Here is a 21,344-nt window from a genome sequence, read left to right on the forward strand (position 1 = left end):
GCGCGACCGGCATGCAGTCGGTCGCATTGCGGGCTTGAAAATGCTCGCATTTGCCTCCATCTTGTTTTTCAAGCCTACCGTATTGGATTGATCGAATGACTGACACCCGCAATGGCGAGGACAACGGCAAGCTGCTTTATTGCTCCTTCTGCGGCAAAAGCCAGCATGAAGTGCGCAAATTGATTGCCGGCCCCTCGGTCTTTATCTGCGACGAGTGCGTCGACCTGTGCAACGACATCATCCGCGAGGAGGTGCAGGAAGCCCAGGCCGAAAGCAGCGCACACAAGCTGCCTGCGCCAAAGGAAATCAGCACCATCCTCGATCAGTATGTGATTGGTCAGGAGCGGGCGAAGAAAGTCCTGGCGGTGGCGGTTTACAACCACTACAAGCGTCTTAATCAGCGCGAAAAGAAGGACGATGTCGAGCTGGGCAAGAGCAATATCCTGCTGATCGGTCCGACCGGTTCAGGTAAAACCCTGCTGGCCGAAACCCTGGCGCGCTTGCTTAATGTTCCGTTCACCATCGCTGACGCCACCACACTGACCGAAGCTGGTTATGTGGGGGAAGATGTCGAGAACATCATCCAGAAGCTGCTGCAGAAATGCGATTACGATGTGGAAAAGGCCCAGATGGGCATTGTCTATATCGACGAAATCGACAAGATTTCGCGCAAGTCCGACAACCCTTCGATCACCCGCGACGTATCGGGCGAAGGCGTACAGCAGGCGCTGCTGAAGCTGATCGAGGGCACCGTGGCTTCGGTTCCACCGCAAGGGGGGCGCAAGCATCCACAGCAGGAGTTCCTGCAGGTCGATACGCGCAATATCCTGTTTATCTGCGGCGGGGCTTTCTCCGGGTTGGAAAAAGTTATCCAGGGCCGTTCGACCAAGGGCGGTATCGGTTTCAATGCCGAGGTTCGCAGCAAGGATCTGGGTAAGAAGATCGGTGAGTCGCTACGGGCGGTCGAGCCGGACGATCTGGTCAAGTTCGGTCTGATTCCGGAATTCGTCGGTCGCTTGCCGGTTATCGCAACCCTCGACGAGCTGGATGAAGCTGCGCTTATGCAGATTCTGACCGAGCCGAAGAATGCCCTGACCAAGCAATACGCCAAGCTTTTCGAGATGGAAGGTGTCGATCTGGAGTTCCGGCCTGATGCATTGCGCTCCGTTGCACGCAAGGCCTTGGAGCGCAAGACCGGTGCCCGCGGGCTGCGCTCAATCCTCGAGGGTATTCTGCTCGACACCATGTATGAGATTCCCTCGCAGTCGGAGGTCAGCAAGGTGGTTATCGACGAGAGTGTTGTCGATGGTTCGTCCAAGCCCCTGTTGATTTACGAGAACAGCGAGCCTGCTGCCAAGGCTGCACCTGACGCCTGAGTCCGTCTGTTACATGTTGAAAGCAAGGGGCCTGCGGGCCCCTTTGCTTTTGCAGCCGAAACGCTTGTTTTTTGCTGGGGCTACCCCCATCTTAGGGTTAAGGGTTACCCCATCTATTTAAGGCCTAATGGGCCGCTGTAGAGCCAAAAATCATGAAGACAACCATCGAATTGCCTCTCCTTCCGCTACGCGATGTCGTGGTCTATCCGCACATGGTCATCCCGTTGTTCGTCGGACGCGAGAAATCCATCGAGGCCCTGGAGGCAGCGATGACCGGCGAGAAGCAGATTTTGCTCATCGCCCAGAAGAATCCTGCAGACGATGATCCCGGTGAAGAAGAGCTCTACCGTGTCGGTACCGTTGCGACGGTATTGCAATTGCTGAAGCTGCCTGATGGCACCGTAAAGGTGCTGGTCGAGGGCGAGCAGCGCGGGGAAGTCGAACGGTTTATCGAAGTGGATGGCCACTGTCGCGCCGAAGTGCAGTTGATCGACGAGGTCGATGCGCCAGGGCGCGAGTCCGAGGTGTTTGTGCGCAGCCTGCTCAGTCAATTCGAGCAATACGTGCAGCTGGGCAAGAAGGTTCCGCCAGAGGTGTTGTCCTCGCTCAACAGCATCGATGAGCCGAGCCGCCTGGTCGACACCATGGCTGCACACATGGCGCTGAAAATCGAACAGAAGCAGGAAATCCTGGAAATCACCGATTTGTCTGCGCGGGTCGAGCATGTGCTTGCCCTGCTGGATGCCGAGATCGATCTGTTGCAGGTCGAGAAGCGCATTCGTGGCCGGGTCAAGAAGCAGATGGAGCGCAGCCAGCGCGAGTACTACCTGAATGAGCAGATGAAGGCCATTCAGAAAGAGCTCGGCGACAGCGAGGAAGGTCACAATGAGCTCGATGAGCTGAAAAAGCGCATCGAGAACGGCGGGTTGAGCAAAGAGGCCTACGGCAAGGCTCAGACCGAACTGAACAAGCTCAAGCAAATGTCACCGATGTCGGCAGAAGCCACGGTGGTGCGCTCCTATATCGACTGGCTGGTGAATGTGCCATGGACCGCGCGGAGCAAGGTGCGCCTGGATCTGGCGCGTGCCGAAGCGATCCTGGATGCCGATCACTACGGTCTGGATGAGGTCAAGGATCGTATCCTCGAGTACCTCGCCGTGCAGAAGCGCGTGAAGAAGATCAAGGGGCCGGTGCTGTGCCTGGTCGGGCCGCCGGGTGTGGGCAAGACCTCGCTGGCAGAGTCCATTGCTCACGCCACCAACCGCAAGTTCGTGCGCATGGCGCTTGGCGGTGTGCGCGATGAGGCCGAAATTCGTGGCCACCGTCGCACCTACATCGGTTCGATGCCAGGTCGTCTGATCCAGAAAATGACCAAAGTAGGCGTGCGTAATCCGCTGTTCCTGCTCGATGAAATCGACAAGATGGGCCAGGACATGCGCGGTGATCCGGCTTCCGCGCTGCTTGAGGTACTCGATCCGGAGCAGAACCACAATTTCAATGATCACTATCTGGAGGTCGACTACGACCTTTCCGATGTGATGTTTCTCTGTACCGCCAACTCCATGAATATTCCGGCAGCCTTGCTCGATCGTATGGAGGTGATCCGTCTTCCCGGGTATACGGAAGACGAGAAGATCAACATTGCCATCAAGTACCTGGCACCCAAGCAGATCCAGGCCAATGGCCTGAAAAAGGGCGAGCTCACGTTCGAGCGGGAAGCCATTCGCGACATCATTCGCTACTACACTCGCGAAGCCGGTGTGCGCAGCCTGGAGCGGCAGATTGCCAAGGTCTGCCGCAAGGCGGTGAAAGAGCACAGCCTTGAAAAACGCTTTGAGGTGTTGGTGACGGCGGACTCGCTGGAGCATTTCCTCGGTGTGCACAAGCACCGTTATGGCTTGGCAGAACTGCAAGATCAGATCGGACAGGTGACCGGGCTGGCCTGGACTCAGGTGGGAGGCGAGTTGCTGACCATCGAGGCCGCAGTGGTGCCGGGCAAGGGGCAGTTGATCAAGACCGGTTCGCTGGGCGATGTGATGCTTGAATCCATTACTGCAGCGCAGACCGTGGTGCGTAGTCGGGCGAAGAGCCTGGGGGTCCCTCTGGACTTCTACGAGAAGCGCGACATCCATATCCATATGCCGGAGGGCGCAACCCCGAAAGACGGCCCTAGCGCAGGCGTAGGCATGTGCACGGCGCTGGTCTCGGCCTTGACTCAGATACCGGTGCGCGCAGATGTGGCAATGACCGGAGAAATCACCCTGCGTGGCCAGGTGTTGGCCATCGGTGGTTTGAAGGAAAAGCTACTGGCTGCGCATCGGGGTGGAATCAAAACCGTGATCATTCCGGAAGAGAATGTGCGCGATTTGAAAGAGATTCCGGAGAACATTAAGCAGGACTTGCAGATTAAACCGGTTAAATGGATTGACGAGGTCCTGCAAATTGCGCTGCAATACGCGCCGGAGCCCTTGCCTGATGCGGCTCCTGAGCTGGTTGCAAAGGATGACAAGCGCGAGACTGATTCCAAGGAGCGAATTAGCACGCATTAGTTGGGAGGCTTCCTTGACACAATTTTAGAGCCCTTGTTATAAAGCGGCTCTTATTGTGTCGGAAGACCATCCAGCACTCGTTTTGCTTACACTAAAAATCAAGAAACAAACTCATCAGAAATTAAGGGGACTTAGAGTGAACAAGTCGGAACTGATCGATGCCATCGCTGCATCTGCTGATATCCCGAAAGCTGTTGCTGGCCGTGCGCTGGATGCAGTGATTGAATCTGTCACTGGCGCTCTGAAGGCTGGTGATTCCGTTGTGCTGGTTGGTTTCGGTACATTTGCTGTCAAAGATCGCGCTGCGCGCACTGGTCGCAATCCGCAAACTGGCAAGCCGATCAGCATCGCTGCTGCCAAGATTCCAGGTTTCAAAGCCGGTAAGGCACTTAAAGACGCCGTCAACTAAGCGTCTTTAAGGCATTGCCCCAGGTCGGCTTAATCGCTGATCTGGCAGCGGAGCGGTAGTTCAGTCGGTTAGAATACCGGCCTGTCACGCCGGGGGTCGCGGGTTCGAGTCCCGTCCGCTCCGCCAGTTACGAGAAGGCGCATCCTCGGATGCGCCTTTCTTCTATCCGGATTTTACCCACACTGCACGACTGCTTATTCTTGTGCAGTCGTTCTGGGGGAAGCATGCTGCAGAATATCAGGGACAATTCACAGGGTTGGATTGCCAAAACCATTATCGGTCTCATCGTGGTACTGCTTGCGCTGACCGGTGTCGAAGCCATTTTCACCAGTACCAGCAACAGCCAGAATGCCGCTGAAGTCAACGGCGATAAAATCACGATCAATGACCTCGGCCAGGCCGTCGAAATGCAGCGGCGTCAGCTGTTGCAGCAGCTTGGGCGTGATTTCGATGCGTCCTTGCTGGATGAGAAATTGCTGCGCGAAGCGGCATTGAAGGGTTTGATCGAGCGCACTTTATTGCTGCAGGGCGCAACCGATGCCAAATTCGCCCTTTCCCCGCAGGCACTCGATCAGCTGATTCTGCAAACGCCCGAGTTTCTGGTGGACGGCAAGTTCGATGCCAGTCGCTTCGATCAGGTAATCCGCCAGCTCGGCTATTCGCGCATGCAGTTCCGCCAGATGCTCGAGCAGGAAATGCTGATCGGCCAGTTGCGCGCGGGCCTGTCCGGCAGTGCCTTCGTGACCGATGCTGAAGTAACTGCTTTCGCGCGGCTGGAAAAGCAGACTCGTGACTTCGCGACCCTGACCCTCAAGGCCGATAGCGATGCGGTTCAGCTCAGTGATGACGACATCAAGGCCTACTACGACTCACAGGCCAGCCAGTTCATGAGTCCTGAGCAGGTCGTGCTGGAATATGTCGAACTGAAGAAGGATGCATTCTTCGATCAGGTTGAAGTCAGTGATGAAGATCTGCAGAGCGCTTACGAAAGCGAAATTGCCAATCTGGCCGAGCAGCGCCAGGCTGCACATATCCTGGTCGAGGTAAGCGACTCGCTCGACGATAAGCAGGCCAAGGCCAAAATTGACGAAGCCCAGAAACGCCTACAGCAAGGCGAAGATTTTGCTGCGCTGGCCAAGGAGTTCTCCGACGATCCGGGTTCTGCTGCCAATGGTGGTGATCTTGGTTATGCCGGCCCGGGCGTCTACGATCCGGCCTTTGAAGAAGCCTTGTATGCCTTGAGCGAAGGCCAGGTTTCGGCGCCGGTACGCAGTGAATTTGGCTGGCACCTGATCAAGCTGTTGGCTGTTCAGGCTCCAGAGGTGCCGAGCTTCGCCAGCTTGCAAGACAAGCTGGTGCGTGACCTGAAAACACGCAAACTCGAACAGCGCTTTGTCGAGATCAGCAAGCAGCTTGAAGATGCCGCGTTCGAAGCGTCGGATCTGGCTCAGCCGGCTCAGGAACTGGGGCTGGAGATCAAAACCACCGAAGCCTTTGGGCGTGAGGGTGGCGAGGGGCTGACCGCCAACCGTCAGGTGATTCAGGCTGCATTCAGTGCCGAGGTACTGGAGGATGGTAGTAACAGCAGCGCCATCGAACTCGACCCTGATACGGTGGTTGTGCTGCGCGTCAAGGAACACAGGAAGCCTGAGCAACTGGCCCTCGAACAGGTTGAAGAAGGCATTCGTGAACAGCTGACCAGGGTCCGTGCCACTGAGGCTGCCAAGGCTGAGGGCGAGGCGCTTCTGGCAGCCTTGATCGATGGCAAGACGCCGGTTGAACAGGCTGGGGCGAAGCAGTCCTGGGAAGTGGTTGAAGCGGCTACGCGCAGTCAGGAGGGGGTCGAACCCGCCGTGCTGCAGACGTTGTTCCGCATGCCCAAGCCGAGCGCTGCTGGTCAGTCGACGTTTGCCGGAGTCACTCTGAACAATGGTGATTTCGTGGTGGTGCGCTTGAATGGCGTGAGCGAGCCTGAAGCGCCAGTGGCGGATGAAGAGAAGGCCACGTACAGCCGTTTCCTCGCCTCGCGCATTGGTCAGCAGGACTTCGCGGCATTCCGCAAGCAATTGGAAGCCCAAGCGGATATCGAGCGTTTCTGATATTTGTCGAGGATAAAAACGCCGCGACAACAGACCGTGTGAAAACGCCCCGACTCGTTCGGGGCGTTTGCTTTTGTGCGGACGAAAGGCCAAAAGGACTTTTCAGTCCATCAACTCGACCCCTTGGCGCGCCCCGAATACCTTGATCGCTCATATGAAGCGACAGACTTGTGCTGCCAGGGCCATTTCCGCCCTCGCGCACCCTCAGTTGGCGAAGCAGGAAGCGGCCATTGCCGAATAGGCATTGCTGGCGATTGCGGGTGTTCGACGTGACCATCACGCCTGCATGCGCTGCTCCATGCGCTCGAATGGGGCGGTCTCGTTTTGTCATGGGGAAAATGACCGGCCAGGACTGGCCGGTCGTATGGGCGGGCTATGCCTTGTCGGTTACAGCAGGCGTCGGCCGTCTTCGCGGCTGACGATCACGGTCGAGGAGCGTGGCCGTTTGCCCGGACCGTCCGGCCAGGTGCCGAGCAGGTTGTCCGCTGTCGAACCTTCGCCGGGATGCTGGATATTCACAAACAGGGTCTTGAAGTCCGGGGTGGCGCTGATGCCGGTGACTTCGCAACCGAGCGGGCCGACCAGGAAGCGCTTGAGTTCTCCCGAACGAGGATCGGCAACCAGCATCTGGTTGTTGCCAAACGGGCCAGCGCTGAGCTGGCTACCGCTCATGTCGGTCTGGATCCACAGGCGACCCTCGTCGTCGAACCACAGGCCGTCCGGACTGGCCAGGCGGTTGTCGGCGCTCAGCGACTGGCCGTTGGGGCCGACGCTGTCGTTTTCCGGGCCGGCCAGGAGGAACAGGCTCCAGGTGAAGCGCCGCCCGGCGTGGTCTGCGCTCAGTTCGCGCCAGCGGATGATGTGGCCATAGGCGTTGGCCGCACGCGGGTTGGCGGCATCCGCCTCGCTGCGCGAGCTGTTGTTGGTCAGGGTGAAATAGATTTCGCCGGTGTCCGGGTGGGCCGCGCCCCATTCGGGCCGGTCCATCTTGGTGGCGCCGACGACATCGGCGGCCAGGCGGGTGTTGATCAGCACTTCCCCTTGATCGGCGAAGCTCACGCCTGCGGCCGAGCAGGCATTCTGGAAGGCTGGGTCCTGGATATCCAGGGCCAGCCACTCGCCCGTGCCGTCGGCGGCGAAGCGGGCGACGTACAGGGTACCGACGTCCAGCAGGCGGCCGTCGCTACGGCCGGATCGGTATTTGTCGCGGCTGACGTACTTGTAGATGTACTCGTTCTGCGCGTCGTCGCCGGAGTAACAGACTACCGGCTGGCCCGCTTTAACAGGGGCGAATACCAGGCCTTCGTGGGCGAAGCGGCCGAGGGCGGTGTGCTTGACCGGTACCGACTCCGGGGCGAAGGGATCGACTTCAACGATCCAGCCGAAGTGGTTGGGTTCGTTGCGGTAATCGTCGCTGGCGCTTGCGCCCTTGCGCGTGGCATCGAAACGCACGAATTCGTCGTCCGGCAGGGTCTCCCAACCATAGCGACTGCTGCTGCGCAGGCCATAGCGGCTCAGCTCTCGCGGTAGTTCGCCGTCGCTTGAGGCGAAGTAGCCGGCCCAGTTCTCTTCGCAGGTCAGGTAGGTGCCCCAGGGGGTGACACCATGGGAACAGTTGTTCTGCGTCCCGCGGGTCGCTGTACCTTCCGGGCTATAGCGGGTCTGCAACAGGACGTGGCCGCGGGCCGGACCGCGGATCTGCATGGGCGTGGCGGCGGTGATGCGGCGATTGCGCGCGCTGGGAAGGACTTCCCAAGCGCCCTGCAGGTTGCGGCGGATCTCCACCACCGAGACGCCATGGGCGTTGATTTCCTTGCGCACTTCCTCGGCGCTGATGCGCTTGCCATCCACCACGCTCGGCCCGTTGGGGTGGATCAGGCCGGCATCGATATATTCGTGGTTGAGTACCAGCAGGCCGTGGTCACTGGTACGACCCTTGCCGCTCTGGGCATCGATCGGGAAGAAATGCATGCCGTCGTGGTGCATGCCGGTTTGCTGCGCCTGATCTTCGGCGCTGTTGCTGGCATCCTCCATGAACGCCGGGTAACTGCCGCTGATCGGGGTGCCCCAAGGAATGAATGGAACGGCTCTATAACCGGTGGGAACGCTGATGCTATCGGCACGGGTCACGGCCACAGGCGCGAATGGCAGCTTGCTCCGGCGTTTGAAGGGGAAGTCCGCCGGGCCTCTGCCGGCAGCCTCTGCGGCCTCGGCCGCCGCGGGAAGAGTCCCGCCGAGAAACGCCAGGGTGCCCAGCGCGGCACCGCCGGCCAAAAGCTGTCGGCGTCTCAGGCCGTTGCCGATCAGTTCGTTGAGATGCGGGTTGCTGGAATGATTGCTGGGTAATTCATCGCCACTGCCGAATAGCACGGCGTGGTCATCTGCATGGCTCATGGAGCGGCTCCTTGGAGGCTGGTCGACGGAGCCATGACGCTATCCGAGCAAAACGACAGAACAGTGACAATGGCTGCGGCGCAGTACACAAAACCGGCAAGCAATCCGCTGCCGACCTGTGGCGCCAAGGAGCATTTGCGCCTGGGTGGAGTACGCAATGGCGCGCGGAAAAATAAAAAACCCCGGCATCGCTGCCGGGGTTTTCTTGTCGCGGGCTCGGTCAGCACGCGAAGTCCTGACCGAGTGAAGCAGTGGCGCTTAGCCGAACTGGTTCATGGTGTTGTCTTTACCGCTTGCTTTCAGAGCCGCTTCGCCAGCGAAGTACTCTTTATGGTTGTCGCCGATGTCGGAGCCAGCCATGTTCTGGTGCTTGACGCAGGCGATGCCCTGACGCAGTTCCTGACGCTGAACACCTTTGACGTAGGCCAGCATGCCTTCTTCTGCGAAGTAACCCTTGGCCAGGTTGTCGGTGGACAGCGCGGCGGTGTGGTAGGTCGGCAGGGTGATCAGGTGGTGGAAGATGCCGGCTTGAGCCGAACCATCACGCTGGAAGGTGCGGATCATTTCGTCGGCACGCAGAGCCAGTTCGGTTTCGTCGTAGTCGACGCTCATCAGCTTGGCGCGATCGTAGGCAGAAACGTCTTTGCCTTCGCCGGCCATGATGTCGAACATCTGCTGACGGAAGTTCAGGGTCCAGTTGAACGACGGGCTGTTGTTGTAAACCAGTTTGGCGTTCGGGATCACTTTGCGGATCTCGTTAACCATTTCGGCGATCTGACCGACGTGCGGCTTCTCGGTTTCGATCCACAACAGGTCGGCACCGTTCTGCAGCGAGGTGATGCTGTCCAGTACGCAGCGCGCTTCACCAGTGCCCTTGCGGAACTGGAACAGATTGCTTGGCAGACGCTTGGGACGCAGCAGCTTGCCTTCGCGGTTGAGTACCACGTCGCCGTTTTTCAGGTCGGCAGTGGAGACTTCATCGCAGTCGAGGAAGGCGTTGTACTGGTCGCCCAGATCACCCGGCTCGTTGGTTACGGCGATTTGCTTGGTCAGGCCGGCACCCAGGGAGTCGGTACGAGCAACGATCACGCCGTTGTCGATTCCCAGTTCGAGGAAGGCGTAACGAACGGCAGCGATCTTGGCGAGGAAGTCGGCGTGCGGAACGGTCACTTTACCGTCCTGGTGGCCGCACTGCTTCTCGTCGGAAACCTGGTTCTCGATCTGAATGCAGCAGGCGCCTGCTTCGATCATGCGCTTGGCCAACAGGTAGGTGGCTTCCGGGTTGCCGAAACCGGCGTCGATGTCGGCGATGATCGGTACGATGTGGGTTTCGTAGTTGTCGATCTGGTTCTGGATGTCAGCGGCCTTGGCGCTGTCGCCGGCGGCGCGGGCAGCGTCCAGGGCGGTGAACAGCAGGTCCAGTTCGCGCGAGTCGGCCTGGCGCAGGAAGGTATACAGCTCTTCGATCAGGTCGGAGACTGCAGTCTTCTCATGCATCGACTGGTCCGGCAGCGGGCCGAACTCGGAACGCAGGGCGGCAACCATCCAGCCGGACAGGTAAAGGTAGCGCTTGTCGGTGGTCTTCAGGTGCTTCTTGATGGAGATCATCTTCTGCTGACCGATGAACCCATGCCAGCAGCCCAGGGACTGGGTGTAGACGGAAGAGTCGGCATCGTACTCGGCCATGTCCTTGCGCATGATGTCGGCGGTGTATTGGGCGATTTCCAGACCGGTCTTGAAGCGGTTCTGGGCGCGCATGCGGGCCACGGACTCCGGGTTGATAGCGCTCCAGCTGTTGCCGTTGGTCTCTTTAAGAGCGGCTACTGCCTTGATATCGTTTTGATAAGCGGACATGGTCAATCCTTCAATGTATGTGTTTGGTTGAGCACCGACTTTCCCACTCAAAACCTGTGAGGGTCATGGTTGCGGGGCTCACAACAGTACGAGAGAGAGTGACCAGGGCGCAGTTGCAGCCGGGAGGAGGGGGGACGAAACGAACAGTGCGTTTGACTACAGCTGCTGCAAATGAACGGGTCATTTGGCGTTTACCGGCTCGTGGATGCCGTTGGACGACTCAGTAGGCTGTAACTGTCTGCTGGCTGCTACGTTGAAGCGCTTCCCCGTCCCTCAGGACAACTTCGTTCCAGTCGCAATCTCGTCGAACTGCCTTGTGGGCTTTACAACACGAATCGGCTCTGGCGGTAAGCTGGAACACGACCCGGAGACCCTTTCCAGGGCCCCTGATTAGCGGGAGCGAGGCCATGATGCCTCTGCTAAAAGTGTTCGTCAAACGTTTTGTAGTGCTTTTTCACGACTACTACATAAGTATTGCGACGACCGGCGAGTCAGTTTTAATCGACGATCTCGACCTTGACCCGCAGGGTCATGTCCTCACGGCCCTGGGTCGAACGCTGCCGCAGGACGTCACCTTGCTCGGCCTGGCTCTGCTGGTTGACGCTGCCGATGCTGATCCATTCCCCAAGCCGGCCGCTGACCCGGGTATCGGTGCTCTGGATGTCGATCACCCCGGGTTGCGATGAGCTCAGGCGGTCGCGATTGCTGCTGATATTGATGTGCACGATTTCGCCCGTGAGGCTGGCGGTCACGTAGAAACCGCGGGTGACGTCGCGGTATTCGGTGCTGCTGTAGGCCTGGCCGTAGGAATCGCGGTGAGTCGAACTGAGGGGCACGCTCTGGCCGACCTGGATCAGCGCCGGGTAGCCCTCGGTGGCTTGTACCTGCTGGGTGCCGCCGCCACGGCTGTCGGTAGTGCGGTTGATGATGCGCACCTGGTCGCGACCGTTGATTTCGCCCCGGCCAATCTGCACCTGGGCATCGTCGGTACTTATGGTGCCGTCGGCGCGATAGCCGCGGTCGCTCTGGTAGCTGGACTCCGAACTGTCGACGCTGATCAGCAAGCGCCGTGGACGGGTGTCCAGTTGCTCGAGCAATTGGCGGATTTCCGCGATCTTGACCGGCGTGGCGTTGACGATCAACTGGTTGCCATAGGCATTGACGCGTCCATCGTTGCCCAGCAACGACTGCACCAGCGGCAGCACATCATCGGCGGTGCGGTAATTCAGTGGGATGACCTCGGTGGCCGCACAGAGGGGCAGGGCGATGCTGAGCAGCAGGCCCGCGAGCAGGGTACGCGCACTCATAGCAGGAAACTCCTTACATCGGGGGCGGTGATGCTGGTCTGCCAGGCCTGATCGAATTGTGCCTGGCGCAAGCGCACGCGGGCGGGATCCTGGTACAGCGCATAGCCGGCGAATTGTTCGGGTTCGGGGCGCAGCAGCAAGCCGCGGTCATCGGCCAGTAAAAAGGCCACTTCCTCATTGGGGTAGTCCGGGTGCAGCTGGCGAATATGCAGGTTGCTCGACAGTCGGCGCGACAAGCCAAGCAGGCGGTGGCCCTGTTTGACCGCGCGGCTGATGTCTTTGACCAGGATGCGCAGGTGGTTCTGCGGGCTGGCCAGGAGGAAGCGGGTGCAGGCCTCCTGGATGCTGCTGTGGTGATACAGCCAGGGGTCGAGGTCGGCGCTATAGATGCACAGGCTGCGCTGGGCTTGCAGGAACATGGCCAGTGCATGGGCGCGGGCCATCTCCGGCTGATCGAAGCGCTCCAGCGCCAGGTGCTCGCCGAGGATGAACGGCGCCGGTTCTGCCTGTGGGTTCTCGCCCGGGGTCGGTTCGGGATTGCGCACGGCAAAACGCCCCGGCGACTGAAACTCGATGGCGGGAAGCTCTGCTGGCTCGTGGCTCTCGGTTGCGTCTGATGGGGCGTCTGGGTTCATCCTGACCTCGCGGCTATTGGCTGTGGCGCACCATATCCACATGGGGAATGCCGGCGTCGAGGTATTCGCCGCTGACAATGGCAAAGCCAAGCCTTTCATAGAAAGGCGTGGCCTGCACCTGGGCGCTGAGCATTTGTTGCTGCAGGCCACGCTTTTCCGCTTCCGCGATCACCGCGCGCAACAGTGCATCGCCGACTTTCAGGCCACGCCAGTCCTTGAGCACCGAAACCCGACCGATATGCCCGTCCGGCAGCAGGCGCGCGGTACCGATCGGGTAATCGCCCTCGTAGGCGAGAAAATGCAAGGCCTCGACATCTTCGGCATCCCATTCGAGTTCCGGCGGCACCGCTTGCTCGGCAATGAACACCGTCTCGCGAATGCGCCGCAGCTCGGCGTTGTCCTTTTGCCAATCGGCCAGGCGCACGTGGATGCTATTCATCGGCAAACTCCAGACTGCCCTGTTTGGCCAGCTCCAGAAGCAGATTACGCCCCTCGTCATCGGCCAGCCATGAACCGAGGTTGTCGATATGCAGCGCGTCGGCCGAGCAGATCAGCTTCAGCAGCTCGCGCTGGCTGGCAGACAGCAAGCGGCTCTGGCCACTGGCGAACAGCACCAGGTCTTCGCCCACTTCGGACCAGGCCAGGCGTGCGCTGGGGTTGCGGATCAGCACGGCGCCAGCTTCCAGGCTGCCGAGGAAGGCCGGTTCGTCGATCTCGATGCCGGCGATCAGTTCGGGGTAGCGCGGTTCGGTCATGAACTGGCCGAACCAGGTCATCAGCAGGCGCTCATCGCTCATGTGTTCATTGAGCAGGGCTTTCAAACGATCCAGGGCGTCGCGCTGGATCTGGTGCGGATCGCTGGTCGGCTGCGCATCGGCGTCGCTATAACGGTCCTCATCCGGCAGGAACTGGCCGAGAAAGTCGGTGAAATGGGTCAGTACTTCGGCGGCGCTAGGCGCACGGAAGCCTACGGAATAAGTCATACAATCATCCTCAGCGGTACCACAGTGGGCCAGGAGCGGCGGCAGATAGAGCATGTCGCCGGGTTCCAGTACCCATTCTTCAGTTTTAGCGAATTCGGCAAGGATCTTCAGATCCGCGTGTGGCAACAGCGGGCTCTCGGAGTTGCACATCTGGCCGACCTGCCAGCGGCGTTTGCCGTAGCCCTGCAGCAGGAACACATCGTAATTGTCGAAGTGCGGACCGACACCGCCGCCAGGTGCGGCAAAGCTGATCATCACGTCGTCGATGCGCCACTTGGGCAGAAACTTGAATTCCTCGAGCAGTTCGGCCACTTCCGGGACGAACTGGTCGACGGCTTGCACCAGCAGGGTCCAGTCGCGTTCCGGCAGTTGGGCGAAGGCATCTTCGGCGAACGGGCCGCGGCGCAACTCCCATGGGCGCTCGCCGTGTTCGATGACCAGGCGCGACTCGATTTCCTCCTCCAGGGCCAGGCCGGCCAGCTCGTCCGGCGAGATCGGGCTCTCAAAGCCGGGCATGGCCTGGCGTACCAACAGAGGTTTCTTCTGCCAGTAGTCGCGCAGGAATTCACGGGCCGTAAGGCCACCCAACAACTGCAGTGGAGTATCAGGATTCATCGTTAAGCCCTTGAAATAAATAAAAGCCCAAAAATAAAAACGCCCGGCACTGCCGGGCGTGCAAAGGACTCGATCGGTTAAATGCGCTTGGCCTGAGCGGCCGCATTGCCGATGTAGTTGGCTGGTGTCAGCAACTTCAGTTCGGCTTTGGCCGCGGCCGGCATATCCAGGCCGTCGATGAAGGTCTGCAGCGCTTCGGCGCTGATGCCCTTGCCGCGAGTCAGCTCTTTCAGCTTCTCGTAGGGGTTTTCGATGGCGTAGCGGCGCATGACGGTCTGGATCGGCTCGGCCAGCACTTCCCAGCAGGCATCCAGATCATCAGCAATACGTTGAGCGTTCAGCTCCAACTTGCTGATTCCCTTGAGACTTGCTTCATAGGCGATCACGCTATGGGCGAAGCCGACACCCAGGTTGCGCAACACGGTGGAGTCGGTCAGGTCGCGCTGCCAGCGCGAGATCGGCAGCTTGCTGGCCAGGTGCTGGAACAGTGCATTGGCGATGCCGAGGTTGCCTTCGGAGTTTTCGAAGTCGATCGGGTTGACCTTGTGCGGCATGGTCGAGGAGCCGATTTCGCCGGCGATGGTGCGCTGTTTGAAGTAGCCGAGGGAGATGTAGCCCCAGATATCGCGATCGAAGTCGATCAGGATGGTGTTGAAGCGGGCGATGGCGTCGAACAGCTCGGCGATGTAATCGTGTGGCTCGATCTGCGTGGTGTAGGGGTTGAACTGCAGGCCCAGGTCTACTTCGATAAAGGCGCGGGCGTTGGCTTCCCAGTCGACCTGCGGGTAGGCCGACAGGTGCGCGTTGTAGTTGCCCACGGCGCCGTTGATCTTGCCCAGCAGCGGTACGGCCGCGACCTGGGTGATCTGCCGCTCGAGGCGATAGACCACGTTGGCCAGTTCCTTGCCCAGGGTGGTCGGCGAGGCGGGCTGGCCGTGGGTGCGCGAGAGCATCGGCACGTCGGCGAATTTCACCGCCAGTTCACGGATGGTTTCGGCAGTCTGGCGCATCAGCGGTAACAGGACGTTATCGCGGCCTTCACGCAGCATCAGGGCGTGGGACAGGTTGTTGATGTCCTCGCTGGTGCAGGCGAAGTGGATGAACTCGCTGACGTTATCCAGCTCCGGCAGCTTGGCGGCCTGTTCCTTGAGCAGGTATTCCACGGCCTTGACGTCGTGGTTGGTGGTGCGCTCTATTTCTTTCACACGCTCGGCGTGCTCGATGGCGAAGTTGTCCGCCAGTTGATTGAGTACGGCCTGGGCTTCGGCCGAGAAGGCTGGGACTTCGCCGATGCCTTCGTGGGCGGCCAGGCGCTGCAACCAACGCACTTCAACCAGGACGCGAAAGCGGATCAGGCCGTATTCGCTGAAAATTGGGCGCAGGGCGCTGGTTCTGCCGGCATAGCGGCCATCAACGGGGGAAACCGCGGTGAGCGAGGAAAGCTGCATAAGAGGGCGTTCTCGGACAATCGGCTGACGAAAAGGGCGCATATCATACATTAAATCGCCGCTCTGGCCGCGTTTGCTCGATAGCCGTTCAGCGGCTGCGTCGGGCAATCGACAGCAGGCTGGAGGCAAAAATCAGGGCGGCACCGATCAGCAAGGTCAGATCCGGGGTTTCGCCCCAGCGCAACCAGGCGATCACGCCGGCAAAGACGATGGCCAGGTAGGCAAAGGGCCCGATCAGGCCGGGCGGCGCCATGCCGTAGGCCTTGGACATGATGATCTGGCTGATGGTGGCGAGCAGGCCGATTGCCAGCAACAGGCTCAGCTCATGATTGCTCAAGGGTTGCCAGGCCCAGGTCAGCGGGATTGCGGAGGCCAGCGCGCTGAACAGCGAAAAATAGAACACGATGCGATAAGCGGGCTCGGTATCGCTCATCTCGCGGATGGAGACAAAGGCAAATGCCGCCAGAACACTGGCCGCCATGCCGATCAGGGTATTGCCACTGAGCAAGGCGCTCGAGGGCTTGGCCACCAGCAGCACGCCGAGCAGGCCGATGCCGGTCGTCAGCAGGATGCGTTTGCTCAGCGGCTCCTTCAGCCACCACCAGGCGATCAGTGGCGTGAACAGCGGGGCCGAGTAGGTGAACAGCATGGCGTCGGCCAGGGGCAGGTGGGCCAGCGCGTAGAAGAAGCAGTACATCGCCGCCAGGCCATAGCCGGTGCGCCAGAGATGCGCCTTGAGGCGCGTGGTTTTAAGCGGGGCCACGCCCTTGAGCAGGATCAACGGCAGGAAGAACAGCACGCCGACCAGGTTGCGAAAGAACACCACCGACTCGTTATTGACGCTGGCGGAGACTTCGCGCACGCCGACGCCCATCAGCGAGAACAGCAGCGCCGATAGCGCCAGCAGCGCGGCACCCTGCATGGGTTTGACCATGCGGGTGGTCACGGTTAACCGCGCAACAGCGGATAGAGGTCCTTGAGCAGCTTGCCGCGGCTGAACACCAGTTGCCAGCGGTGGCCACCCAGCTGACGCCACAGCCGTGCCGAGCGGATGCCGGCGAGCAACAGGGCGCGAATCTTCGAGGCGTTGCTCGGTTGTTGCAGATGGCGCATGTCGCCCTGTACCTGGATGCGCTGGCGGAAGGTACTGATGGTGTCCTCGTAGAGACTGCCGCAGGCGGCAATGACGTTGTCATGCACCAGACCGAAGTGACCGACCTGGTTCTGGATCTGGTCCAGGCGGCTGCCCATGACCTGCAGCATGTCGTCGCGCTTGGCCAGTTGCCTTTCCAGCCCGAGCAGGGCCAGGGCGTAGCGCAGCGGTTCGCGCTGCAGGCTGGCCGGGTCGCGCTCCAGGGCGCCGATCAGGGCGCGATACCCTTCGCGCAGGTTGAGGTCGTCACCGCCGTACACGTCCAGGGTGCTCTTGGGATCGCGCACCAGCAGGCTGCCCAGCATGCATGCCAGTCCTGGCTCGCCAACCTGTCCTGTCTTGGCCAGCTTGTCGACCAGCACCGCTGCTTCGAAAACCGCACCCAGGGCGACCAGTTGTTCCTGCATTGGACTCATGGATGCTTATCCTTGCTGCTCCAGGGTTCTGCTATTTCGATCACGCCGCCGCCGAGGCAGATTTCGCCGTCATAGAACACCACTGACTGGCCGGGCGTGACCGCGCGTTGCGGCATGGCAAAACTGGCGCGATAGCCGTTGGCGGTTTTTTCCAGGATGCAGGCTTGATCGCCTTGGCGGTAGCGCACCTTGGCCGTCAGCCGGCGTGGTTGGTTGAGTTCGATCGGGTTGACCCAATAAATCTCGGAAGCGAGCAGGGCGCTGGAAAACAGCCAGGGGTGATCGTTGCCCTGACCGACCACCAGCACATTGCGTTCCAGGTCTTTTTGCAGCACGTACCAGGGCTCGTCGCTGGCGTCTTTCAAGCCGCCGATGCCCAGGCCCTGGCGCTGGCCAATGGTGTGGTACATCAAGCCATGGTGGCGGCCGATCACCTCGCCTTCAGTGGTTTCAATATCGCCGGGTTGGGCCGGCAGATACTGCTTGAGAAAGTCGCTGAAGCGCCGCTCGCCGATAAAGCAGATGCCGGTCGAGTCTTTCTTCTTCGCCGTGGCCAACTGGTGCTTCTCGGCGATGGCGCGCACTGCCGGCTTTTCCAGTTCACCTACGGGGAACAGGGTCTTGGCGATCTGCTCGCCACCGACGGCATGCAGGAAGTAGCTCTGGTCCTTGTTCGGATCCAGGCCCTTGAGCAGTTCGGTGCGGCCATCGCGATCGCGGCGGCGCACATAGTGGCCGGTGGCGATCAGGTCGGCGCCAAGCGCCAGGGCATAGTCGAGGAAGGCTTTGAACTTGATTTCGCGGTTGCACAGGATGTCCGGGTTGGGCGTGCGCCCGGCCTTGTATTCGGCAAGAAAATGCTCGAACACGTTGTCCCAATACTCCGCGGCGAAGTTGGCAGTGTGCAGTTTGATGCCGATCTTGTCGCACACGGCCTGGGCGTCGGCCAGGTCATCCATGGCGGTGCAGTATTCGGTGCCGTCGTCTTCGTCCCAGTTCTTCATGAACAGGCCTTCGACCTGATAACCCTGTTCGAGCAGCAGCAGGGCAGAGACGGAGGAGTCCACGCCACCGGACATGCCGACTATGACGCGTTGCTGTTCTGGGCTAGGGAGGGCTGGATCACGCATGGGGGTGTCTGCACAAAAGACGAAATTCTAACAGGCTGGCGGTGCCAAGGCTAAGGCGGTATTCAATCACGGATCAGCTCCAGGTCATGCAGCGGGCCGGCGAGGTAGTCGTCAATGCAGCGCAGGACCAGCTCGCTGCGCCAGCGTTCTGGCTGGCTGGACACTTCATCACGGGTCAACCATGGCGCGCCGACGATGCCGCTGTCCAGGTTGCGTTGCGGATGATGGCGCAACGGTTTGGCGACAAAACAGATGCGCTGATAGGTCACCCCATTGCTCGGCGCGGTATACAGATAAACACCGACGATGCCGGTGAGTTCGACATCCCAGCCGGTTTCTTCGAGTGTCTCGCGCACCGCTGCCTCGCGCAGGGTTTCGTTGGCCTCAAGATGGCCGGCGGGTTGATTGAGTACCAGACGCCCGCCCTTGAGCTCTTCGACGAGGAGAAAGCGGCCCTGGTTTTCGACGACAGTGGCAACGGTGATGTGGGGGTGCCAATCCATGTGTGTGCCCTCTAGGAGTGGGTCGATCATAAGCAGTCGCTGGTCGGTGGTCCGCCATGCTCTGCATCTGCTGTACCTGGGCGCACAAGCAGAAACCCCGGCACTTGGCCGGGGCTTCTGGTCATGCGGCGCGCTCAAGCGCCAGGTGTTACGCCTTACAGCAGCGAAGCGATCGCGGCGTTTAAGGTTGCGCTCGGACGCATGACTTTACGGGTCAGCTCCGGGCTCGAGCGGTAGTAGCCGGCGATGTCCACCGGCGAGCCTTGCACGGCGCTGAGTTCGGCAAGGATGGTTGCTTCATTGTCGGTCAGGGTTTTCGCCAGCGGGCTGAAGTGCGCTTGCAACGCGGCGTCTTCAGTCTGCGCAGCCAGCTCCTGGGCCCAGTACATCGCCAGGTAGAAGTGGCTGCCACGGTTGTCCAGTTCACCGGTTTTGCGCGACGGCGACTTGTTGTTGTCGAGCAGCTTGCCGGTGGCGGCATCCAGGGTTTTACCCAACAGCTTGGCGCGCTGGTTGTCGTTCTTGATGCCGGTCTCTTCCAGAGACACTGCGATAGCCAGAAACTCGCCGAGCGAGTCCCAGCGCAGGTGGTTCTCTTCGATCAGCTGTTGCACGTGTTTCGGTGCCGAACCACCGGCGCCGGTTTCATACATGCCGCCGCCCGCCATCAGTGGCACGATGGAGAGCATCTTGGCTGAAGTGCCCAGTTCCATGATCGGGAACAGGTCGGTCAGGTAGTCGCGCAGTACGTTGCCGGTCACCGAGATGGTGTCCTGGCCGCGAATCAGGCGCTCCATGCTGATGCGGATGGCTTCGTTGTAACCCATGAGGCGAATATCCAGGCCGCTCAGGTCATATTCCTGCAGATAGGCTTCAACCTTCTTCTGCAACTGTTGATCGTGAGCGCGCTCCGGGTCGAGCCAGAAGATAGTCGGGGTGTTGGATTGGCGGGCGCGGGTAACGGCCAGCTTGACCCAGTCGCGAATTGCCGCGTCCTTGGTCTGGCAGGCGCGCCAGATGTCGCCGGCTTCGACTTCGTGCTGCATCAGTACGCTGCCGTCGGCCAGAACCACGCGCATGGTGCCATCGGCAGTCACTTCGAAGGTCTTGTCGTGGGAGCCATACTCTTCGGCTTGCTGCGCCATCAGGCCGACGTTCGGCACGCTGCCCATGGTGGTCGGGTCGAATGCGCCGTTGGTTTTGCAGAAGTTGATCATTTCCTGATAGATACGGGCGTAGGTGCTTTCCGGCATCACCGCCTTGGTGTCTTTCAGCTTGCCGTCCTTGCCCCACATCTGTCCGGAGCTGCGGATCATCGCCGGCATCGAGGCATCGACGATCACGTCGCTAGGGATGTGCAGGTTGGTGATGCCCTTGACCGAGTCGACCATGGCCATTTCCGGACGACCGCTGTAGCAGGCGTGGATGTCATGGAGGATCTCTTCCTGCTGCGAGATGGGCAGGGATTTGATCTTGTCGTAGACGCTGCTGATGCCGTTGTTCGGGTTGACGCCCAGTTCCTTGAACAGCTCACCGTATTTGTCGAACACGTCCTTGTAGTAGACGCTGACGGCGTGGCCGAAGACGATCGGGTGGGACACCTTCATCATGGTCGCCTTGACGTGCAGCGACCACATGACGCCGGTTTCCTTGCAGTCCTGCAGGGTCTTCTCGAAGAAGTCGCGCAGCTTCTTGCAGCTCATGAACATGCTGTCGAAGACTTCGCCTTCCTGCAGGGCGAGTTGCTTCTTCACTTCGACCTTGCCGTTCTTGTCGACGAACTCGATGCGCACGTCACCGGCTTTATCCATGGTGATCGACTGTTCGCTGGAGAAGAAGTCGCCGCCGCGCATGTAGTCGGCGTGGGACTGGGAGGCCATGCTCCACTTGCCCATCGAGTGTGGGTGCTTGCGGGCGAAGGCTTTGACTGCGGCGGGTGCGCGACGGTCTGAGTTGCCTTCACGCAGGACCGGGTTCACGGCGCTGCCGAGGATCTTGCTGTAACGCGTGCGGGCTTGTTTTTCCGCCTCGGTCTGCGGGTCTTCCGGGAAATCGGGGATGTTGTAACCCTGGGCCTGCAGCTCGGCGATGGCGCCTTTGAGTTGCGGTACCGAGGCGCTGATATTGGGCAGCTTGATGATATTGGCTTCTGGCATGGTGGCCAGATCAGCCAGTTTGGCGAGGTCGTCCTGGACTCGCTTGTCGGCGTCCAGATGCTTGGCAAAGCTTGCAAGAATACGCCCTGCAAGAGAGATGTCGCTGGTTTCGACGGCTATGTCAGCGGATGCAGCGAAAGCTTCTACAATTGGCAGAAGTGAATAGGTGGCAAGGGCTGGAGCTTCGTCGGTGAAGGTGTAGACGATCTTCGAACGGTTGGACATTTAGGATTAACTCTCTTCTTTGCTAAGCGAGCACAGAATCTCGAGATGCGCATGTAGGCGCGTTCGCTCAAAGTCGTCAATGAGCCGAAAGT

The 21,344-nt window shown here is 60.1% G+C and carries 16 protein-coding genes and 1 tRNA gene; 5 read left to right on the top strand and 12 right to left on the bottom strand.

Going from position 1 to position 21,344, the window contains the following annotated elements; genetic code table 11:
• The first annotated feature begins 95 nt into the window (after positions 1–95).
• The 5 genes from clpX (at position 96) to G9C89_RS22175 (ending at position 6,433) form a co-directional block, all read left to right on the top strand.
• On the top strand, positions 96–1,376 hold the full coding sequence (gene clpX, locus G9C89_RS22155) for an ATP-dependent Clp protease ATP-binding subunit ClpX (protein WP_172152304.1): 1,281 nt from the start codon (positions 96–98) through the stop codon (positions 1,374–1,376).
• A 152-nt stretch (positions 1,377–1,528) separates the two neighbouring features.
• Positions 1,529–3,925 (top strand): endopeptidase La, encoded by a 2,397-nt coding sequence (gene lon / locus G9C89_RS22160; protein ID WP_172152306.1) that lies wholly within the window; start codon positions 1,529–1,531, stop codon positions 3,923–3,925.
• Between the two features lie 136 nt (positions 3,926–4,061).
• On the top strand, positions 4,062–4,334 hold the full coding sequence (gene hupB / locus G9C89_RS22165; protein ID WP_172152308.1) for a nucleoid-associated protein HU-beta: 273 nt from the start codon (positions 4,062–4,064) through the stop codon (positions 4,332–4,334).
• A gap of 49 nt (positions 4,335–4,383) precedes the next feature.
• A tRNA-Asp gene (locus tag G9C89_RS22170) sits at positions 4,384–4,460 on the top strand.
• 98 nt (positions 4,461–4,558) lie between these two features.
• Positions 4,559–6,433 (top strand): SurA N-terminal domain-containing protein, encoded by a 1,875-nt coding sequence (locus G9C89_RS22175; RefSeq protein WP_172152310.1) that lies wholly within the window; start codon positions 4,559–4,561, stop codon positions 6,431–6,433.
• 387 nt (positions 6,434–6,820) lie between these two features.
• On the opposite strand, the gene G9C89_RS22180 is transcribed toward G9C89_RS22175, so the two are convergent.
• The 12 genes from G9C89_RS22180 to G9C89_RS22235 form a co-directional block, all read right to left on the bottom strand.
• The gene (locus tag G9C89_RS22180; protein WP_172152312.1) at positions 6,821–8,827 is read right to left on the bottom strand and encodes a PhoX family protein; all 2,007 of its coding nucleotides are present in this window, start codon (positions 8,825–8,827) and stop codon (positions 6,821–6,823) included.
• 258 nt (positions 8,828–9,085) lie between these two features.
• A complete protein-coding gene (locus G9C89_RS22185; protein WP_172152314.1) occupies positions 9,086–10,681 on the bottom strand; it encodes an isocitrate lyase in 1,596 nt (531 codons plus the stop codon).
• Between the two features lie 497 nt (positions 10,682–11,178).
• A complete protein-coding gene (locus G9C89_RS22190; protein ID WP_172152316.1) occupies positions 11,179–11,988 on the bottom strand; it encodes a secretin N-terminal domain-containing protein in 810 nt (269 codons plus the stop codon).
• On the bottom strand, positions 11,985–12,623 hold the full coding sequence (locus tag G9C89_RS22195; RefSeq protein WP_172152318.1) for a DUF7931 domain-containing protein: 639 nt from the start codon (positions 12,621–12,623) through the stop codon (positions 11,985–11,987). Before G9C89_RS22195 ends, G9C89_RS22190 begins: the two co-directional genes overlap by 4 nt.
• Before the next feature lie 13 nt (positions 12,624–12,636).
• Positions 12,637–13,062, bottom strand: a complete 426-nt coding sequence (locus G9C89_RS22200; RefSeq protein ID WP_172152320.1) for a GNAT family N-acetyltransferase — start codon at positions 13,060–13,062, stop codon at positions 12,637–12,639.
• The gene (locus G9C89_RS22205; RefSeq protein WP_172152322.1) at positions 13,055–14,221 is read right to left on the bottom strand and encodes a ribosomal protein uL16 3-hydroxylase; all 1,167 of its coding nucleotides are present in this window, start codon (positions 14,219–14,221) and stop codon (positions 13,055–13,057) included. The genes G9C89_RS22200 and G9C89_RS22205 overlap by 8 nt, the downstream gene beginning before the upstream one ends.
• Before the next feature lie 77 nt (positions 14,222–14,298).
• Positions 14,299–15,669, bottom strand: coding sequence for an adenylosuccinate lyase (gene purB, locus G9C89_RS22210; protein ID WP_172152324.1), 1,371 nt, complete (start codon positions 15,667–15,669; stop codon positions 14,299–14,301).
• An 88-nt stretch (positions 15,670–15,757) separates the two neighbouring features.
• The gene (locus tag G9C89_RS22215; protein WP_172152326.1) at positions 15,758–16,603 is read right to left on the bottom strand and encodes a DMT family transporter; all 846 of its coding nucleotides are present in this window, start codon (positions 16,601–16,603) and stop codon (positions 15,758–15,760) included.
• 14 nt (positions 16,604–16,617) lie between these two features.
• Positions 16,618–17,238 carry a high frequency lysogenization protein HflD gene (gene hflD, locus G9C89_RS22220; protein WP_172152328.1) on the bottom strand — a complete coding sequence of 207 codons (621 nt, stop codon included), beginning with the start codon at positions 17,236–17,238 and terminating at the stop codon, positions 16,618–16,620.
• Positions 17,235–18,368 carry a tRNA 2-thiouridine(34) synthase MnmA gene (gene mnmA, locus G9C89_RS22225; protein ID WP_172152330.1) on the bottom strand — a complete coding sequence of 378 codons (1,134 nt, stop codon included), beginning with the start codon at positions 18,366–18,368 and terminating at the stop codon, positions 17,235–17,237. Before mnmA ends, hflD begins: the two co-directional genes overlap by 4 nt.
• Before the next feature lie 62 nt (positions 18,369–18,430).
• Positions 18,431–18,871, bottom strand: a complete 441-nt coding sequence (locus G9C89_RS22230; RefSeq protein ID WP_172152332.1) for an NUDIX hydrolase — start codon at positions 18,869–18,871, stop codon at positions 18,431–18,433.
• 155 nt (positions 18,872–19,026) lie between these two features.
• Complete coding sequence (locus G9C89_RS22235) at positions 19,027–21,252, bottom strand: NADP-dependent isocitrate dehydrogenase (RefSeq protein WP_172152334.1); 2,226 nt, start codon at positions 21,250–21,252, stop codon at positions 19,027–19,029.
• Between the last annotated feature and the right edge of the window lie 92 nt (positions 21,253–21,344).

The organism is Pseudomonas tumuqii (assembly GCF_013184545.1).
GTDB classification, from domain to species: Bacteria; Pseudomonadota; Gammaproteobacteria; order Pseudomonadales; family Pseudomonadaceae; genus Aquipseudomonas; species Aquipseudomonas tumuqii.

Excerpts from the sequence above, each read along its gene's own strand:
- clpX (WP_172152304.1), top strand. The coding sequence starts at position 96 with ATGACTGACACCCGCAATGGCGAGGACAACGGCAAGCTGCTTTATTGC.
- lon (WP_172152306.1), top strand. The coding sequence starts at position 1,529 with ATGAAGACAACCATCGAATTGCCTCTCCTTCCGCTACGCGATGTCGTG.
- G9C89_RS22175 (WP_172152310.1), top strand. The coding sequence starts at position 4,559 with ATGCTGCAGAATATCAGGGACAATTCACAGGGTTGGATTGCCAAAACC.
- G9C89_RS22180 (WP_172152312.1), bottom strand. The coding sequence starts at position 8,827 with ATGAGCCATGCAGATGACCACGCCGTGCTATTCGGCAGTGGCGATGAA.
- G9C89_RS22185 (WP_172152314.1), bottom strand. The coding sequence starts at position 10,681 with ATGTCCGCTTATCAAAACGATATCAAGGCAGTAGCCGCTCTTAAAGAG.
- G9C89_RS22190 (WP_172152316.1), bottom strand. The coding sequence starts at position 11,988 with ATGAGTGCGCGTACCCTGCTCGCGGGCCTGCTGCTCAGCATCGCCCTG.
- G9C89_RS22195 (WP_172152318.1), bottom strand. The coding sequence starts at position 12,623 with ATGAACCCAGACGCCCCATCAGACGCAACCGAGAGCCACGAGCCAGCA.
- G9C89_RS22200 (WP_172152320.1), bottom strand. The coding sequence starts at position 13,062 with ATGAATAGCATCCACGTGCGCCTGGCCGATTGGCAAAAGGACAACGCC.
- G9C89_RS22205 (WP_172152322.1), bottom strand. The coding sequence starts at position 14,221 with ATGAATCCTGATACTCCACTGCAGTTGTTGGGTGGCCTTACGGCCCGT.
- purB (WP_172152324.1), bottom strand. The coding sequence starts at position 15,669 with ATGCAGCTTTCCTCGCTCACCGCGGTTTCCCCCGTTGATGGCCGCTAT.
- G9C89_RS22215 (WP_172152326.1), bottom strand. The coding sequence starts at position 16,603 with ATGGTCAAACCCATGCAGGGTGCCGCGCTGCTGGCGCTATCGGCGCTG.
- hflD (WP_172152328.1), bottom strand. The coding sequence starts at position 17,238 with ATGAGTCCAATGCAGGAACAACTGGTCGCCCTGGGTGCGGTTTTCGAA.
- mnmA (WP_172152330.1), bottom strand. The coding sequence starts at position 18,368 with ATGCGTGATCCAGCCCTCCCTAGCCCAGAACAGCAACGCGTCATAGTC.
- G9C89_RS22230 (WP_172152332.1), bottom strand. The coding sequence starts at position 18,871 with ATGGATTGGCACCCCCACATCACCGTTGCCACTGTCGTCGAAAACCAG.
- G9C89_RS22235 (WP_172152334.1), bottom strand. The coding sequence starts at position 21,252 with ATGTCCAACCGTTCGAAGATCGTCTACACCTTCACCGACGAAGCTCCA.